The sequence below is a fragment of the Microcoleus vaginatus FACHB-2002 genome, from assembly GCF_040004035.1.
GTDB lineage: Bacteria > Cyanobacteriota > Cyanobacteriia > Cyanobacteriales > Microcoleaceae > Microcoleus > Microcoleus vaginatus_C.
On record NZ_JAMPLN010000042.1, the window covers coordinates 30,015 to 49,344 of the forward strand.

Annotated in this window: 11 protein-coding genes and 1 tRNA gene; all 12 read left to right on the forward strand. The window is 46.4% G+C overall.

Translation table 11 applies throughout. The features are described from left to right. The first annotated feature begins 751 nt into the window (after window positions 1-751). On the forward strand, window positions 752-4,471 hold the full coding sequence (locus tag NDI35_RS25280) for a response regulator (protein WP_445315124.1): 3,720 nt from the start codon (window positions 752-754) through the stop codon (window positions 4,469-4,471). After that, window positions 4,464-4,838 carry a response regulator gene (locus NDI35_RS25285; RefSeq protein WP_015177895.1) on the forward strand — a complete coding sequence of 125 codons (375 nt, stop codon included), beginning with the start codon at window positions 4,464-4,466 and terminating at the stop codon, window positions 4,836-4,838. The genes NDI35_RS25280 and NDI35_RS25285 overlap by 8 nt, the downstream gene beginning before the upstream one ends. After that, window positions 4,835-5,893 (forward strand): adenylate/guanylate cyclase domain-containing protein, encoded by a 1,059-nt coding sequence (locus NDI35_RS25290; protein ID WP_445315125.1) that lies wholly within the window; start codon window positions 4,835-4,837, stop codon window positions 5,891-5,893. The genes NDI35_RS25285 and NDI35_RS25290 overlap by 4 nt, the downstream gene beginning before the upstream one ends. A gap of 86 nt (window positions 5,894-5,979) precedes the next feature. Next, the gene (locus NDI35_RS25295) at window positions 5,980-6,498 is read left to right on the forward strand and encodes a Ycf51 family protein (protein WP_445315126.1); all 519 of its coding nucleotides are present in this window, start codon (window positions 5,980-5,982) and stop codon (window positions 6,496-6,498) included. Window positions 6,499-6,668: 170 nt separating this feature from the next. Beyond that, complete coding sequence (locus tag NDI35_RS25300) at window positions 6,669-8,012, forward strand: ATP-binding protein (RefSeq protein WP_445315127.1); 1,344 nt, start codon at window positions 6,669-6,671, stop codon at window positions 8,010-8,012. Continuing rightward, window positions 8,009-10,609, forward strand: coding sequence for a tetratricopeptide repeat protein (locus NDI35_RS25305; protein WP_445315128.1), 2,601 nt, complete (start codon window positions 8,009-8,011; stop codon window positions 10,607-10,609). Before NDI35_RS25300 ends, NDI35_RS25305 begins: the two co-directional genes overlap by 4 nt. 441 nt (window positions 10,610-11,050) lie before the next feature. Beyond that, window positions 11,051-12,253: a tetratricopeptide repeat protein gene (locus NDI35_RS25310; RefSeq protein WP_445315129.1), complete on the forward strand. Its 1,203-nt coding sequence runs from the start codon at window positions 11,051-11,053 to the stop codon at window positions 12,251-12,253. 79 nt (window positions 12,254-12,332) lie between these two features. Continuing rightward, a complete protein-coding gene (locus tag NDI35_RS25315; RefSeq protein WP_445315130.1) occupies window positions 12,333-13,856 on the forward strand; it encodes a carboxypeptidase M32 in 1,524 nt (507 codons plus the stop codon). A gap of 129 nt (window positions 13,857-13,985) precedes the next feature. Then, window positions 13,986-16,406, forward strand: a complete 2,421-nt coding sequence (locus NDI35_RS25320; protein ID WP_445315131.1) for a sucrose synthase — start codon at window positions 13,986-13,988, stop codon at window positions 16,404-16,406. A 794-nt stretch (window positions 16,407-17,200) separates the two neighbouring features. Then, on the forward strand, window positions 17,201-17,908 hold the full coding sequence (locus NDI35_RS25325) for a peptidoglycan-binding domain-containing protein (protein ID WP_445315132.1): 708 nt from the start codon (window positions 17,201-17,203) through the stop codon (window positions 17,906-17,908). A 358-nt stretch (window positions 17,909-18,266) separates the two neighbouring features. After that, window positions 18,267-18,348, forward strand: a tRNA-Leu gene (locus NDI35_RS25330). Window positions 18,349-18,829: 481 nt separating this feature from the next. Continuing rightward, entirely contained in the window at window positions 18,830-19,156 is a 327-nt protein-coding gene (locus tag NDI35_RS25335) for a hypothetical protein (protein WP_445315133.1), read from the forward strand. The last annotated feature ends 174 nt before the right edge of the window (window positions 19,157-19,330 follow it).

Consider the following 19,330-nt stretch of genomic DNA (forward strand, 5'->3'; position numbering starts at 1 on the left):
TTATAAACTCAGTTATTTTACTAAATTTTTCTAAAATATAGTAATCTTAAATGAGTCGTAAATAAAATTTTTACACCCCCCTAACTCTCCCCGCACCCGCTCTGAGGGAGTAATAAATTACCAAATAATTGAGAATTGCTATAGAGGTAGAAGATTAGGGCGGGTTAGATCACCCTAATTAATTTATGAGTAAATACGAAAAGTGCTGAAATCGTTTTCCCTGGCAGGGGAATAAGAAATTTTCCTGTCCAGTACAAGCATACGTGCTCGTTTTTTGGCGGCAACCTAGTTTTTGAGGCTAAGTTCACTTGATTAATACTCCGAACAGTTTTTCTATGATCCAATGGCTGATTCTCGCTTGACTTTGATCGACTGTGGATAATTAAATTAATCTCATCTCCACCCGTGGCTTGCATTTAATTCGATTTTTTTATGCTCGTTGCCCTGTAAAGCGTGTAGTATCGTTACCAAAACTTTCCTGAGTATTGACTTGATAAGATGATATTATTATTTTTGAGCGTGCTGCCGACATTCAGAGGATTGCTTGGTTGAGAAGCCTTAAAAGTTCTGAGAATTAATAGAATTAGCGCAGTTTGAAAGATGTGGGAGAGTAGACATGATCCCTCGGCTTCTCAATAAAACCTGTGATAGACTTCGATCGCGTACTTGTCCCCTAACGGTATACCTACGTATATATACTATTAATTAAAAAGATATACTGTAGAAAGTTGCCTACAAAGCGCCAGAAAATATGCACCCCCACCTCCAGCGCCAACTCGAACACCTCGGTTTAGTCGGCGATTCTCCCCCTCCCACTGCTGAGCAGTGGCAGCTTTTATTAGAGCAGGTAAGTTGTAGCTATGACGGAGCTCAGAGTCAGCAAGAACTTCAGCAGCAGGATTGCTTGAACTTGCAGACGGTGGCGCTCAAGGATGTAACTGAGTCGCCCCAGTCCCCTCAAGACTCTCCAACAGCTTCAGAATTCGATCGACTGCGGGCGAGTGTCAACAGTTTGGGGGCGGGATTGTGTATCCTTGACGCGAAGGGCTGTGTAATTTCAGTGAATCCAGAGGCCGAACGGTTGCTGGGATGGCGAGAGTCGGAACTTGCAGGCGTTTCCCTGCTAGAGCGCATCGGTAAGCAAAAGAAAGGCAACAAATCCCAAGTTTTGACGGCTCCGAAACAGTCGCTAAGTAAAAGTGAAGATAGGCCGATCGCACCTACACTAGATTTACAAGAGGCGATCGCTTCCAGTCAACCTTGCAACAACTGGGACGACGAGTTTTTGTGTCGCGACGGCAAGATTTTACCCGTTTCCTATTTTTTCCATCCCGCAGTTGAGGGCAGCGAAATATCAGTCTTGGTGTTTTTTGACATTTTTGAGATTAGAGAACACAAGCAATCGCTCTCGATACTGCAAGCAGTTCTAAAATCTACAGATGCAGGAATTCTGGCGGTTGACAGAAACGGCAAAATATGTAATTATAATCAGAAATTTCTAGAGATGTGGGGTTTGTCTGCCAGCCAAGGAAAGTTGAGCCGATCGACCTTCGCCACACTCAAAAACACAATCAAAACAGGATTCCCCTTCGACAGGGAACAATTAAAATACCCGCAAAGATTTCTCGAAAACGTGATTAAAGTGTCGGCAGATTCAGATACTCAAATCAGCGAATTATTAGAATTTAAAGACGGAAAAATTCTTGAATTAAATTCGTTGCCCTCAAAAGTCGGAGCGAAAACAGTCGGTAGAGTCTGGAGCTTTCGAGACGTTACCGAAATCAAAAAAGTAGAACAATCTTTGCAGTATCGAATAGAATTCGCTCAGTTGATTGCCCGTTTGTCAACTTATTTCATCAGCCAGCCCTTATCAGAAATAGACAAAGGCATCGCTCAAACCCTGGAAGCGATAGCCACCTTGAGCGGGTTTGACCGCAGTTACATCTACCTGTTATCAGAAGACAAAACCCGCGCCGACAAAACCTACGAGTGGTGCGGCGAAAGCATTCCGGCAGTCAAAGACAGCACCGACAAACAAATAGACATCGCACAAATCCCTTGGATCGCAGAAAAACTCGATCGCGCCGAATCCCTCTATATTCCAGAAATCGGTGAACTCCCGCCCCCAGCAATCGCCGAAATAGCCTATTTTATCGGTCAAAATTCAACCGAATTCCAGACAGACTCCCCATCCCCAACAGCCAATCAAGCAGCAACCGCCTCAATACCTTCGATTGGCGCTTCCCTAAATAATTTAGCATTAAAAAAACAGCTAAAAAATATTCAATCGCTGATAATTATTCCCCTAATTTATAGTAAAAACCTAGTAGGATTTCTCGGATTCGAGGGCTTAAAGCAAACAGCAGGTCGAGCAACCGAAATATCCACACAGCTAAAAATGGTAGGAGAAATGCTCGCCAATGTCCTAGAGCGCAAGCGAGCAGAAGCAGCCTTGAGACAATCCGAAACAAAATACCGCAGCATCTTTGAAAACGCAGTCGAAGGCATATTCCAGACAACGCCGACCGGACACTACCTCAGCGGCAATAGCGCACTAGCCAGAATTTACGGCTACGAATCCTGTACCCAAATGCTCGCCGAACTCACCGATATCAACCGTCAATTTTACGTTAACCCCAATCGGCGCGCCGAGTTTATGGCCCAATTGCGCGCGCGCCACCAAGTGTCAAAATTTGAATCCCAAATATACCGCCGAGACGGTAGCACGATTTGGATTTCCGAAAACGCGCGCAGCATCTGCGACGAAAACGGCAGCGTTTTGTACTACGAAGGCACAGTCCAAGACATCACCGATCGCAAACAGGCAGAATCCGCCATGCAGTTGGCCCTAGAAGCAGCAGAATCCGCCAACCGGGCAAAAAGCACATTTCTCGCCAACATGAGCCACGAACTTCGCACACCCCTCAACGCCATCATCGGCTACAGCGAAATGCTTCAAGAAGAAGCCGAAGAATTGGGGAGTTGCGAATCCGTCCCCGACCTCGAAAAAATCTGCAGCGCCGGCAAACATCTGCTGTCCCTGATTGACGACATCCTAGATATTTCTAAAATTGAAGCAGGCCGAATGGAGCTCTACCTAGAAAGCTTCGACATCCATAACTTAATTGAAAGTGCTGTTGCCACGGCCAGGCCACTGGTCGAGAAAAACGGTAATACCCTAGAAGTGTACTGTCCAGACAACCTCGATACCATGCACGCGGACATGACAAAAGTGCGGCAAGTGCTGCTTAACTTGCTCAGCAACGCTGCCAAGTTCACAAAAAACGGGAGAATTGCGATCGGAGTGGAAAGGATTAAAAATGAACAATTAAAAATGAAAAATCAAGAGGAATCTTCCCAAATTTTAATTTCCAACTCCGAATTTTTAAGTTTCCGCGTCGCCGACACCGGCATCGGCATGACACAAGAGCAATTGGAGCGAGTTTTCCAACCTTTCACCCAAGCTGATGCCTCGACTACCCGCGAGTACGGTGGCACCGGTTTGGGACTAGCAATCAGCCAGCGCTTCTGTCAGATGATGGGCGGCAGCATTGAGGTCAGCAGCACCTTGGGCGCAGGCACCACTTTCACCGTGCTCTTGCCCAGCGCCATCAAACAGCCGGAAATCCCCAACAAAGTCCACGACAGCACTAGCCCTCCGGACGCCCCCGCTGTCGGCACGGTGCTGGTAGTGGACGACGACCCGATCTCGCGGGATTTAATCCAGCGCGCCCTCAGTCGCCAAGGACTGCACGTAGAAGTCGCCGGCAGTGGCGAGCAAGCTCTCCGGCTCGCTAAGCAACTACGGCCAGACGCCATTACCCTGGACGTGATAATGCCCGGAATGGACGGCTGGGCGGTACTCTCAGCGCTGAAGGCCGATCCTGACCTTGCCGAAATTCCCGTAATCCTGCTATCCTTTGTGGGCAACAAAAGCCTCGGCTTTGCATTGGGTGCCTCGGACTACCTCACCAAACCAGTGGACGGCAAACGGCTGGCTGCCTTGTTGAACAAGTACCGACGCGACCAAGACGGCGTTGCAAGTAACAATTTGACCTGTCAGATTCTAATTGTGGAAGACGACCTTGCCACGCGCGAAATACTGCGATGCGTACTAGAAACACAAGGCTGGGCAGTAACGGAAGCTGACAGCGGACGCGCTGCTCTCGATCGGCTAAAAGTTGCTCGCCCGCACCTGATATTACTGGATTTGATGTTGCCAGAAATGGATGGTTTTGAGTTGATCGGGGAACTTCGCAAATCCCATTCGGGAGATCCTATACCAATTGTTGTGATCACGGGGAAAAACTTGACACCAGCCGAAAGCCAGCAGCTAAACGGCTACGTCGAGCGAGTGCTACAAAAGGGAGTCTACAGTTGCGATACTTTGTTGCGCGATGTTCGCTCTATAGTCAATGACAGGTTCGATCGCAGGTACGACTCGAAAGGCAAGGAGAACACCAATGGCTAAAATCCTGTTGGTCGAAGATAACGAAATGAACAGGGATATGCTTTCCAGGCGTCTGGCCCGCAAGGGACACGAGGTCTTTATTGCTGTTGACGGTGCTGAGGGAGTGTCGATGGCGCTCGCGAAAGTACCAGATTTGATTCTGATGGATATGAGTCTGCCAGTTCTCGACGGGTGGCAAGCAACGCAGCAAATTAAGGCGGCTCCTGAAACTAGCAGGATTCCGGTGATTGCGCTGACGGCTCACGCAATGGCGGGCGATCGTGAAAAGTGTCTGGCGGCAGGCTGCAATGACTATGATACTAAACCCGTCGAGTTTCCCCGACTTTTGGGTAAAATTGAAACTCTTCTGAAAGAGGCCCTGACATGAAAGGTGACGAGGGCAGCGTGCTGGTTGTTGACGACAATGAGGTAAACCGCGATTTGCTGGCCCGCCGACTTCAGCGTCAAGGCCATGTGGTGACTGTTGCTGAAGATGGTCTCCAAGCTCTGGAAATGTTGCGAAGCGTTCCTTTTGATTTGGTTCTGCTAGACATTATGATGCCGCAAATGAACGGCTATCAGGTGCTCGAAAGTCTGAAGGCGGACGAGAATTTGCGCTACATCCCGGTGATTATGATTTCGGCGGTGGACGATATCGACAGTATCGTCCGGTGTATAGAGTTGGGGGCGGAGGATTATCTTTCTAAACCGTTCAATCCGGTATTGCTCAAGGCTCGGATTAGCGCTTGTTTGGAAAAGAAGCGGCTGCGGGATAAGGAACAGGCATATTTACATGAGTTGGCCCAGGAAAAGGAAAAGTCCGAGCGTTTGCTGTTAAATATTTTACCCAAGGCGATCGCACAGCGCCTCAAACACGGGGAAATTACGATCGCAGACAGTTTCGCCGAGGTAACAGTGATGTTTGCCGATTTGGTGGGTTTTACTAAGCTTTCGTCTCATTTATCGCCGGCCCAATTGGTGGAGTTGCTCAACGAGATTTTTTCGGCTTTTGACGAGTTGGCCGAGCGCTACGGACTTGAGAAAATTAAGACGATCGGCGATGCTTATATGGTGGTTGGCGGTTTGCCGACGCCCAGCGACGACCACGCCGAGTCGATCGCGGAAATGGCGCTGGAAATTCAAGCAGCAATGACTAAGATACATACCAAGGGAGGTCAGCCGCTCAGCATCCGCATCGGCATCCACACAGGCCCGGTAGAAGCTGGGGTAATCGGTACTAAAAAATTTACTTACGATTTGTGGGGAGATACGGTAAATACAGCTTCCCGGATGGAATCTCAAGGCGTCCCCGGCAGCATTCAGGTGACAGTTGCTACCTACGAGCGCCTGCGGGATAAGTACGTTTTTGAGGAGCGCGGCGTGATTCCAGTGAAGGGGAAAGGCGATATGATGACTTATCTGCTTGTGGCCCGAAAGGCTTAATTAATCATTGGGCATTGGCCAAACAGGGCATTGGGCATCGGGTATCGGTAACTAATATCAACAGTCAACAGTCAACAAATCATCAAATGAACGTAAATTCTAACCTTTTAATGTACGCCCAATGGGCTGGAATTCTAACAGTAGCCTTGGCTATTCTAACTGTTATAGCATTTATCTTCAAATGGGGTTTTCGCTTCCGATTGGTAGGAGTGACAAGCTTTATGGGAGTAATTGCTGCGAGTATATTCGGTCTGGGCTTGGGACTGTTTTCCCGTACAGAAATTCCCGGTGCAGTTCGCTATTCTTTAGTTTACGATACAGGCGGCTCTCAAACAGTAGTTACTGTGCCACCTACGATCACCGAATCGCAATTAGAAGCAACGATGCAGCAAGCGGCTGCGGATTTGTACTCTCCAGGGCGCTCGGGGCGGGGCAGAGACTACCTGACCATCAGGGTTCGTACAGTTGTACATCCTGAACCTGGGCTGTCGCAGCCGCTGTTTTTGGGTGAAGTGAGGCGATCGCTCGCGACTCGTGATGATGACAAAATGGCGATCGAAATCTTCCCCGAAAAAGTTGCAATTTTGAAAAAATATCAAGCTTAAAAGTAGGGTGCAGCAGCATTCTTAGGACTTACGCATAGGAGTTCAGAAACCGGGTTTTTTACCAAGATTATTCGTTGTAACCCGCAGATTCGGTAAAAAACCCGGTTTCTTTGGTCGTAGTGCGTAAGTGCTGAAAAAATAATTTAAAACTATAAAATAAATATCAAGTTATGACTCAAAATCCCGAAAAATTACTAACAGACCTCTTCAATGCTTGCAACCCATATTATCCTTTACCAGCAGGCGACCCGCGATATGTTGACTGTCAGAAAGTGCGGGGAGATGACGATATTACCGTAGACTTGGGCCGCAATATTCAGCGTTCCCAAGAGATGACTTGTCAGTTGTATGCCGGACATCGCGGTGCGGGCAAATCAACCGAATTACTGAGGCTAGAAAAACATTTAACAGAACAAGGTTATTTTGTAGTTTATTTCGCGGCTGACGAACAAGATATTAATCCCGAAGATACAGAATATACAGATATTTTGCTGGCTTGCACCAGACATATGTTAGAAACAATTAAAGATGCGGACTCGAAACCTTTGCTCGATTGGATGAAAAACCGCTGGAATGATTTAAAAGATTTAGCTTTGACAGAAGTGTCTTTTGAAACCTTGAGCTTAGAAATGCAAATTGCTCAGTTTTCCAAACTGACGGCGAATGTGAGAACCGAACCGAGTCTGCGCCAAAAAATTAGAGAAAAAGTTAATCCCTACACCACAACGCTGCTTGATGCGCTGAATCAGTTTATTCGCGATGCTAAAAAAAAGTTGCCCACCCAATATTCACAACTGGCAATAATTGCCGATAATTTAGACCGGATTGTGCCGTTTTCTAAAGACGGAGGGGAACGCAGCAATCTAGACGAAATTTTTTTAGACCGCAGCGAACAACTCAAAGCTTTAGATTGTCACGTCGTTTACACCGTACCGATTTCGATGGTGCATTCCAACCGCGCTGCCGATTTGAGCAATAATTATAATAATGCTCCGCAAGTGCTGCCGATGATTATGCTACGCAATCCCAGCGGTGAAGTTAATCAAGCGGGACTTGCTAAAATGAAAGAGGTGATTGAGAAGCGGGTGAAACAAGTCGCTCCCGATTTATCTTTAGAATTAGAAACAGAATGGTTTGACACCAGAGAAACGCTAGAAAAACTGTGCTTGATGAGCGGGGGTCACGTCAGGAATTTGCTGTTGATGCTGCAAGAAGCTATAAATTACACGGAGAATTTGCCAATTACTGCAAAAGCGGCGCAAAGGGCGATTACGAAAGCGCGGAATGTCTATAGCAGAACCGCTGACAAAGATGACTGGTCAATTTTAGCGAAAGTATCTGTTTCTCGCCGGATACTTAATGACGCACAGCACCGCAATTTGCTATTCAACCGCTGTATTTTGGAATACCGATACTATGATGATGATGAAGAAATGCAGAATTGGTATGACGTTCACCCGCTAATTAAAGGCATTCAGGAATTTAAGGAAGCACTCGCTATACTTCAGTCATGACGCCAGAAATAATTGATTGGGATGCCGATTTACCCGAAGCAGAACCAGAGGAAGAATATCAAACTCTGGTACGCACTCTCAAACGGACAAATGGTTTCCGGTTGTTGTTTGTTGAGTGTTCCCCCGCGGAAGGTGAACGCTTGATTGCGAAAGTTCAAGCAGATTTGCCGCAGAAAAAGATTGAGGTGTTGCCGCTCCATGAGTCGGTTTATAATTTTTATAAGATAATTGAAGATTTGCCAGACCGAGATGCAATTAATATCCTGTTTGTGAAAGGCTTAGAATATTCACTTTATGAATATGAGAAAGAAAAAAAAGAACTCGGATGGGAAAGCAAGGATATTTATTCTTATAGTTGGCGGGGTGTGCCGCCTGTTTTAATTAATTTAAACCAGCAGCGGGAAAGGTTTAGAGATGATTTTAAGATGTGTTTTGTATTTATTTTGCCTCGTTTTGCAGTTAATTATTTGCTCCAGCGGGCACCGGACTTTTTTGATTGGCGATCTAGTTTATTTAAGTTGTCAATGGATAAAGAACTGCTGCAACTAGAATCAAGGCAGGCTTGTTCCGAAAGAGGGAAGCGAGAAGATTATCTAGCTTTGACTTTCCCAGAGAGAAAACGGGAATTGGTGAGGATTCAATCTTTAATTGATGAGGATGGGCAAACACCCGAACAACAAGCAGAATTGTTTTGTGAACAAGGTTTATTGTATGGCTATGCTGAAGAATATACAAAGGCGATCGCCTCCTTCGACAAAGCCTTAGAATTAAAACCAGATTATCACGCAGCCTGGTCCAATCGGGGTATTATACTGCGTAATTTAGGAAGATGGGAAGAAGCAATAGCCTCTTACGACAAAGCCTTAGAATTAAAACCAGATTATCACGAAACCTGGTACATTCGGGGCATTGCACTGCGTAATTTAGGAAGATGGGAAGAAGCGATAGCCTCTTACGACAAAGCCTTAGAATTAAAACCAGATTATCACGAAGCTTGGTACATTCGGGGCATTGCACTGCATAGTTTAGGAAGGCTTGAAGAAGCGATAGTCTCCTTCGACAAAGCCTTAGAATTAAAACCAAATTATCACGAAAACTGGTACATTCGGGGCATTGTACTGCATCGTTTAGGAAAGCTTGAAGAAGCGATAGCATCCTTCGACAAAGCCTTAGAATTAAAACCAGATTATCACGAAGCCTGGTACCTTCGGGGCATTGCACTGCATCGTTTAGGAAGGCTTGAAGAAGCGATAGCCTCCTTCGACAAAGCCTTAGAATTAAAACCAGATTATCACGAAACCTGGTACATTCGGGGCTATGCACTGCATCGTTTAGGAAGATGGGAAGAAGCGATAGCCTCCTACGACAAAGCCTTAAAATTAAAACCAGATTATCACGAAGCATGGTACATTCGGGGCTATGCACTGGAGGATTTAGGAAGATTGGAAGAAGCGATAGCATCCTTCGACAAAGCCTTAGAATTAAAACCAGATTATCACGAAGCCTGGTACCTTCGGGGCATTGCACTGCATCGTTGTTTAGGAAGGCTTGAAGAAGCGATAGCCTCCTACGACAAAGCCTTAGAATTAAAACCAGATTATCACGAAACCTGGTACATTCGGGGTATTGCACTGGAGGATTTAGTAAGAGGGGAAGAAGCGATAGCCTCCTACGAAAAAGGCTTAGAATTAAAACCAGATTATCATGCAGCCTGGTACAATCGGGGCATTGCACTGCGTAATTTAGGAAGGCTTGAAGAAGCGATAGCCTCCTTCGACAAAGCCTTAGAATTAAAACCAGATTATCACGAAATCTGGTACAATCGGGGCATTGCACTGCGTAATTTAGGAAGGCTTGAAGAAGCGATAGCCTCCTTCGACAAAGCCTTAGAATTAAAACCAGATTATCACGAAACCTGGTACATTCGGGGCTATGCGCTGGATGATTTAGGAAGATTGGAAGAAGCGATAGCCTCCTACGACAAAGCCTTAGAATTAAAACCCGATGATGACGCAGCCTGGTACTATCGGGGCAGTGCACTGCGTAATTTAGGAAGATTAGATGAAGCGATAGCCTCCTACGACAAAGCCTTAGAATTTTCACCTGATGATGACGCAGCCTGGTACTATCGGGGCATTGCACTGGCTGATTTAGGCTTGTTTGAAGAAGCAATCGCCTCCTACGACAAAGCCTTAGAATTTTCACCTGATGACGAAACCTGGTACAATCGGGGCGTTTCACTGGGTAATTTAGGCTTCTTTGAAGCAGCGATCGCCTCCTACGATAAAGCCTTAGAAATTAAACCAGATGATGACGCAGCCTGGAACAATCGGGGCTATGCACTGCGTAATTTAGGAAGATGGGAAGAAGCGATCGCCTCCTACGACAAAGCCTTAGAAATCCAACCAGATGATGAGGCAACATTTTATAATAAAGCTTGCTGCTATGCGTTACAGAGTCAGATTGACCAAGCGATTCAGAATTTGCAGCAAGCCATCAATCTGAATCCTAACAAGTACGGAGAACTGGCCAAAACTGACTCGGATTTTGACAGCATTCGATCTGATACTCGGTTTCAAGCCTTGATTCAAGGATAGGGATTTTCCCTTGGGCGGGGCGGGTTTATGAGATTGTCGGTTTTAGGCAATTATTGTTGGTAAAACCAGCCCCTACAGCATCAAAAACACTCTTATTATTTATTAGTCTCGCCCAAGCGGGCTTCGCTTGACAAGACGCGATTCCAACCGCCTATCTATCAAAAGGGTTACGTGAAAATTATATCTTGGGTGAGGTTTGTCACACCTCAGTACGATCGCCCTTTCGTCTTTTCTACGCAGTCCTCTAAAAAATTAGTATTAATCTATACCTATAAATCCAAGCTCTAGAATTATAATGAAAAAAATTGAAAAAGCTCCCAAATTCCTGTAAAATTGCCATAAATAACCAAATAGTCGCGATCGAAAGCACTCAAAGGCGAAAAAGATCGCATATAAAAAAGAAAAGAATCAATTACACAGAAAATAATGAGGTGAAACCCCTTGCAAAAATTAGCCAGCATAGAAAAGCCGATCGACTCAGGGGAAAAATCCATAGCAGTCAACACCCAAAAGGCTCAAACATTGTACGAACGTGGCAACGCCCTAGAAGCAATGGGACGATTCCAAGCTGCGATCGAATCTTGGGAAGAAGCGATCGAACTTGAACCAAAATTTTATGAAGCCTGGTACAACCAAGGCGTAGCCCTAAAAAAATTGGGGCAGCTAGAAGAAGCGATCGCAGCCTACAACCAATCCCTACAAATCAAACCAAACAATCCCGAAGCGTGGTATAACCGGGCTAACGTTTTGCGGAAACTCAACAGACTCTCAGAAGCGATCGCATCCTACGAAAAGGCGATCCAACTCAATCCCAGCTACCCCGAAGCTTGGACGAACCGCGGCAACACCCTCGTCAGCTTAGAAAAATTATCAGAAGCCATAGCCTCCTACGAGAAAGCTATAGCCATTAAACCAGACTACTGCGAAGCTTGGTACAACAAAGCATTTGCCCTGAGAAAATCCGACCAAAATACAGCCGCGATCACTTCCTACGACAAAGCGATCGAACTCAAACCAGACTTGCATCAAGCCTGGTACAACCGCGGCTTAGCCCTAGCCGATGAAAAACTCTACCCGGAAGCCGTCGCATCCTACGACAAAACCCTGCAACTGCGGCCGAATTCCGCCGAAGCCTGGAACAAACGCGGCAGGGCGATCGCACAAATGGGACAATTTGAAGAAGCGATCGCATCCTGGGACAAAGCCCTCGCACTCAACCCAAACGACAGCGAAACCTTTTACAACCGCGGCTTAGCCTTGGCAAACTTACAACGCTTTGAAGAAGCAGTCGCCTCTTGGGACAAAACCCTAGAGTTGCAGCCAGACAACACCGAAGCCTGGTACAACCGCGCCGTCGCCCTCAAAAAAATCCAACGATTTACCGAAGCGATCGCCTCCTACGATAAAATCATCGCACTCACACCCGACGATCCAAACTTGTACTATCAAAAAGCTTGCGTGTACGCCCTGGAAAAAGAAGCAGGCGAGCTCACAAACAGCCAGGAACTTGTGGCTACCAGCATCCGGCTGGCGATCGAAAACTTATCCAAGGCGATAGAACTCAATCCGCCGAAATACCGGAAATTATGCAAAAATGACTCTAAATTGCATACAATACGGGAAGAAGTGCGGTTTTTAGCTTGATTTCAGGGTAGCTATGATTGATGGAGACGGATGCCGCACTGCAACCTTTGTAGGCAAACCAGCACCATAAACCCCAATCATGCAAACCCTAGACAAAACTCAAGCAAAATTCGCTCAACTGGCAGCCCATCTCAGAGAAGTTACCGACATCGAATCAGCCTCGTCGTTGCTGCATTGGGATCAATCAACTTATATGCCCCCCAAAGGTGCAACTGCCAGAGGCCGCCAGTTGGCGACTCTCAAACAAATATCCCACGAAAAATTTACAGATCCAAAAATAGGTGAACTCCTAGAAGACTTGCGTTTCTACGAACAAACCCTCCCCTACGACTCCACCGCAGCCAGCCTGATCCGCATAGCCCGCAGAGACTACGATCGCGCCGCCAGAGTCCCCGCAACCTTCATGTCCGCACTCTGCCGCCACCAAGCCGACAGCTACGAAGCTTGGGCCGCGGCGAGGGCAGCCAACAACTTCGCAGCCGTTGAGCCGTATCTAGAAAAAACCCTAGAATTAAGCAGGCAATATGCCGACTTTTTCCCCGGCTACGAACACATCGCCGATCCTTTAATCGATCGTAGCGACTACGGCATGAAAGTATCCCTGCTGCGCCCGCTTTTCGCCCAACTGCGTCAAGAATTAGTGCCGATAGTCGAAGCCATCACCTCCCAACCTCCCGCCGACGACTCCTGCTTGCACCAAGACTTCCCCGAATCCCAGCAACTAGAATTCACTCGCAAAGTCGTAGAACGCATGGGGTTCGACTTCCAACGGGGACGGCAAGACACCACCCTGCACCCGTTCATGACCAACTTCTCCATAGACGACGTGCGAATTACCACCCGCGTCTATGAAGACCACTTGGATCAAGCACTGTTCAGCAGCATCCACGAAGCCGGACACGCCCTCTATGAACTCGGAAATTCCCCGGAATTTGAGGGCACGCTGCTTGCAGGCGGCATTTCCTCCGGCCTGCACGAAAGTCAATCGCGACTTTGGGAAAATATGGTGGGGCGCAGCCGCGGTTTTTGGGAATGTTTTTACCCGCAACTCCAAGGCGTATTTTTGCGACAGTTGGGACACGTATCCACTGACGCATTTTACCGGGCAATTAACAAAGTCTCGCGATCGCTCATCCGCACCGACGCCGACGAAGTAACCTACAACCTCCACGTCGCCATCCGCTTTGACCTAGAATTGGCAATGGTAGAGGGAAAACTAGCAGTCCGAGACCTCCCCGAAGCCTGGAACGAACGTTATAGAACTGACCTCGGCGTTGTCCCCCCCACCGACAGCGAAGGCGCGATGCAAGATGTTCACTGGTATGTTGGTACGATCGGCGGAATGTTCCAAGGTTACACCCTAGGCAACTTGATGAGCGCCCAATTCTACGAAACAGCAGTAAAAAACAATCCTGAAATTCCCGTAGAAATAGAACGGGGCAATTTTACCGTACTCCACGACTGGCTCAAACAAAACATCTACCAGCACGGCCGTAAATACACCGCTGTCGAATTGATCGATCGCGTTACAGGTTCACCTTTAACTATCGATCCCTTTATCCGTTACATTCGCCACAAATACGGGGAGTTTTATGTCATTTGAGGGATAGCAACTTAACTTTGCAGACTTTAAAATTACAAAAAAAGTAGCCGCCTAAAAAAAAGGGCGATACTGTTTGAGTATCGCCTAATTTTACAGCGGAAATCAAAAGTCTTAAATAAGGGAGTATGTATGTCTGAACTCTTTCAGGCTGTGATCGCCAGCGACGAAAAAACCGACTTGCGTCAGTTTGTCAGCGATTTACGCGCTTTGGGAAACAAATATTTACTGCGAAACGACATAGTTAACGCTTTTGCCGCCTACTGCACCAAATACGAAAAGCCCGAACAGTTCCATCAATCTTCTCTTTTAAGCAAACTGATTTACTACGTTCAGGAAATTCTTCTAGAAGATGGCAGTCTTTGCGTCCTGCTGCGACCAAAAATTGCTACCATGGAAATAGTGCGAGTTGCAGACGACTTGACTGTTGAGCAGATGACAGTGCAAGAATTGCTCGATGTGCGCGATCGCTTCGTCAACCACTTTCACCCGCAAGAAGGCGACATTCTCGAACTCGATTTCGGCCCTTTTTACGATTATTCCCCCACAATTCGCGACCCCAAAAACATCGGCAAAGGAGTACAATTCCTCAACCGATACCTTTCAAGCAAACTGTTCCAAGACGCCAGACAGTGGCAGGAAACTCTATTTAATTTCTTGCGGATTCACCGCTACAACGGCGTACAATTACTAATTAACGAGCGGATAAAATCCCAAGAACAACTTTCCGAACAAGTCAAAAAAGCCCTCACCTTTGTCAGCGATCTTTCTGAAGAAGAACCCTACGAGAGATTTCGACTGGTTCTGCAAATGATGGGTTTCGAGGCAGGTTGGGGAAATAGCGCCGCCCGCGTACAAGAAACCCTAGGAATTCTTGACGAATTAATTGATTCCCCCGATCCGCAAACCCTAGAAGCATTTATTTCTCGCATCCCGATGATTTTCAAAATCGTCCTAGTTTCTCCTCACGGCTGGTTCGGCCAAGAAGGAGTTTTGGGGCGGCCGGATACGGGAGGGCAGGTAGTTTATGTCCTCGATCAAGCCAAGAGTTTAGAGAAACAACTGCAAGAAGACATTCATCTTGCCGGTCTCGATAGTTTAGGAGTCAAACCTAAAGTAATTATTCTCACGCGGTTAATTCCTAACAGTGACGGTACGCGCTGCAACGAACGTTTGGAAAAAGTTCACGGCACAGACAATGCTTGGATTTTGCGGGTTCCCTTCCGGGATTTCAACCCCAAACTGACTCAAAATTGGATTTCTAGATTCGAGATTTGGCCTTATTTGGAAACTTACGCGATCGATTCCGAAAAAGAACTGCTGGCTGAGTTTCAGGGCAAGCCCGACTTAATTGTGGGCAACTATTCCGACGGCAACTTGGTAGCCTTTTTGCTGTCTCGCAAACTCAAAGTTACTCAGTGCAATATTGCCCATGCCCTGGAAAAATCTAAATACTTGTTCAGCAATCTCTACTGGCAAGAATCAGAGGAGAAGTACCATTTTTCGCTGCAATTTACGGCTGATATAATTGCCATGAATGCAGCTAATTGTATTGTCAGCAGCACCTATCAAGAGATTGTGGGCCAACCTGATAGTGTCGGTCAGTACGAATCTTACCATTGTTTTACCATGCCGGATTTGTACCACGTGGTGAACGGGATTGAACTGTTCAGCCCTAAATTCAACGTCGTGCCGCCGGGAGTTAACGAAAGTGTGTACTTTCCCTACACGCGGATAGAAGACCGGGTGCAAGGTGATCGCGATCGGCTCAACGAATTGCTATTTACTCTAGAAGACCCCGAACAAGTCTTTGGAAAACTCGATGACCCGCACAAGCGCCCTTTATTTTCGATGGCCAGGCTCGATCGCATTAAAAACATGACAGGCTTAGCAGAATTGTTTGGCAAAAGCCAGGAATTGCAAGACAAATGCAACTTAATTCTAGTAGCTGGCAAGCTGCGGGTCGAAGAAACCGAAGACTACGAAGAAGCAGAAGAAATTAAAAAGCTCTACGCAATTATCGACCAATACAACCTTCACGGTAAAATTCGCTGGTTGGGAGTGAGGCTTTCCAAAAGCCTGTCCGGCGAAATCTACCGGGTAATCGCCGACACCCAAGGTATATTTGTTCAGCCAGCATTATTTGAAGCTTTCGGCTTGACAATTCTCGAAGCAATGATTACCGGTATTCCCACTTTCGGGACGCAGTTTGGTGGCCCGCTGGAAATTATTCAAGATGGCGTAAATGGGTTTTATATCAACCCGACAAACCACGAGGATACCGCCCAAAAAATTCTCGATTTTTTATCGAAATGCGAACACAATCCCAACTATTGGTATGAAATTTCAACGCGAGGAATTGACCGAGTTTACAGCACGTATACCTGGAAAATTCACACTACCAAGCTGCTGACGCTGGCGCGGACTTACGGTTTCTGGAACTACTCGTCCAAGGAAAACCGCGAAGATATGCTCCGCTACATAGAATCGCTGTTTTATCTGATTTACAAGCCGAGAGCGAAGGCTTTATTGGCAGAACACGCAAATCGATAACGGCCGAGTTTTGCTTTTTATATCAAATCCGTTGGTATCGGAATTATTCAACTCTCTATTCCCTTTCTCTCTATCCTCGGCGTCTAGAGGGGTTTAATAATTCCGATACAACATCTCCGATACAACCGAAATTGATATTACGGGGGATTGAAGGAAAAAACTTCGCCTTTCATAGATCAACTTTGTACAAAATACGCCTGTAAAGATTTGTGAATGACGGCAGGTTTTGTACCATAAGACTGAGGCTAAAAGACGTGGTTTATAGGAAAATATGGGCTTTGGTAAGGGAGCATCTTACTTTTGCAGCCAAGCCCAAAATTGGAGTGAGGAGCCAGGAGCCAGGAGTCAGGAGGAAAGAGTCAGAAGGAAGGAGTCAGAAAAAGTGTTTTTACTAAATATGAGATGCTCCCTTTGGTAACGAAAAATCTCGGAATCAACCGGGTGTATTAGGAATAGTGCGAACAGGCCCCTACTTCTAACAGGTAACTTCCAACTCGTAACTCCTGAGTGCGTCTGTCCCCATTGCCGAACTTCTAGAAGTTGCAGCAGATATAGCAACCGCGCCAGACGGTTAGAACTTTCTTAATGGCCCAAACCAATGTGGTCTATTACCCCTTCTCTCGAACTTCTTGTTACCCGCTCAGCTTCGTCGAAGGGCTTTCTTCCTTCTTCCTTCTTCCTCCTTCCTTCTTCCTTCTGCTATATGTCTCAGAAAGCAGTCCGGGTAATACAATTAGATTTAGAAACATGAAAACAGCGAAACCTTGTCAAACCTCACTAACAGGATGAAATTTATGCGTGTGACTACTGTTACGATTTTCAGCTTGATTGCTCTGCTGGTTCCCGCGTTGACCAAAAAGGCAACTGCTGCTTTCGACTCCGAACCCTTGGTGCAGGAACAGTACCGCAGAGATTTTACGGCTCCCGCCGATCCGGGTGCGTCAGCATCGCCGGAGGGAAATTCCCAAGGAGATATGTTTAACAAGCCTTTTTACGCGGGCGAGCAGCCAGTGAAAAAGGAAAAAACTATCTCGGCGGGAGCTGACGGGCCAGAAGTTGCAGCCATACAGCAGCGCTTGCAGGTGCACAGTTTCAAGGTGGGGACGATCGACGGTACCTATGGCTCTCGCACTACATCGGCGGTTCGTGCCTTTCAGCAGTCTAAGGGTTTGAGGGCAGATGGCATTGTGGACAAAGAAACTTGGACAGCTTTAGCAGCAGATCCGGCATCAGCTTCTGAAACTGTGCAGAGCAATCCTCCAATTCTGAGCAATGCTGCTGTTCCCGGCAATCCTCCAACTGTTCTCAATAAAGGCGCTGTCGGTTCCAAGGTGAAGACGCTACAGGTGCGTTTGGAAATACAGGGTTACGATCCAGGCCCCATCGACGGCATTTTTGGCGCTCGCACTGCTACGGCTGTCAAGAACTTTCAGGAGTATAAGGGTTTAATGGCTAACGGCATGGTGGACGAAACAACCTGGAAGGCGCTCGGCCAAAAGTAAGTGACAAGTGAAAATTACGGAAAATTGCTGTGGCGATAACTCATGATTGAACCCGGTGTCCAAAAATGACCGGGTTTCTCGATGTTGAGCGATCGAGCAATTTGCTCATCACCCTGCGGATTTATCAGTGGGTCGCTTCCTTCAATCTAAAATCTAAAATCTAAAATCTAAAATCTAAAACCGATTGACTGATGTAGAAGTTGGCGGTTGACTGTTGACTGTTGACTGTTGACTGAAAGCAGGCTTGGTAAAAACCCCCGGATTTATCAGTGGGGCGCTTTCTTCAATCTAAAATCCAAAATCTAAAATCGATTGACCGATCGCTCTGTTGTGTGCTATAGTATTTAAATGTCAAAATGCGGATATGGCGAAATTGGCAGACGCGCCAGATTTAGGTTCTGGTTCCGAAAGGAGTGAAGGTTCAAGTCCTTTTATCCGCATAGCAAATTGTATTCCCAAAGCAAAAACTGTACAGTAACAAATTATTTGTCATTGTACAGGCGGCCATGACGTTACAACGGCTGAGGGAGAACGAACCGGGGTTTACGAACTCGCTTTCGCTGCGGCGGTTTATGTTGTGCTGGGATTCATTCATCGCGATCGCTCCAAGTGGTAGAGTTTGAGAGGGAGAGTGCGATCGCTCCCTAAAAATCTGATGAGCTTGTGATTCCGGTATGGTTGGATACGATGCACCAACGGTAACATCAAAAGCTGAAGAAAACTTGACTATTTAGGAATATACAAAAAAACTGTTTAATTGACATCACCGCAGAAAGGAATTACTTAACTCTTAACTCCCATGAACCACGCGACACACAACACTATCGACTAGACGCGATTCTGGATGAATGCAAACAAACTTTTAAAGATGACTTAGACAAAAATGACCAAGCTGATTTTAAGAAAAAAGCTAAATCCTTTGTGCGTAATTATGAGTTTCTCGTGCAAATTCGCCCGTTTCGTAACCCTGACTGGGAAAGCTTAAAAACCTTTCTCAAATTGCTCGTTAACAAACTTCCTAGCCTCAACAAGGCTGACTTATCCAAAGGAATTTTAGAAAGTATTGATATGGATAGTTACAGAATAGAACGACAAACTACTCTAGCTATTCAACTTGCAGGTAGCGTAGAAAGTGCGCCCCCAGCTACCGATACAAGCGGCAGCAAATACGCTCCTAATATTGATGTACTCAGTAATATTATTCAACCCACATTCCGCAGATATTCAAGCAGAAGGAAAGGAAGATAAATTCGGGAACACAAAACTCCCAAACGATTGCACGGCAATCGTTTGGGAGTTTTTAGTGTAGAATAGATTTCTGCAGTAAAGCAACTCTAAAAATCATGAACCAGCCATTATCGGGGATAAATATCGTAAATTTAGACCACTTGGGAATAGTAGCCGGGATAATAGATGAAATGG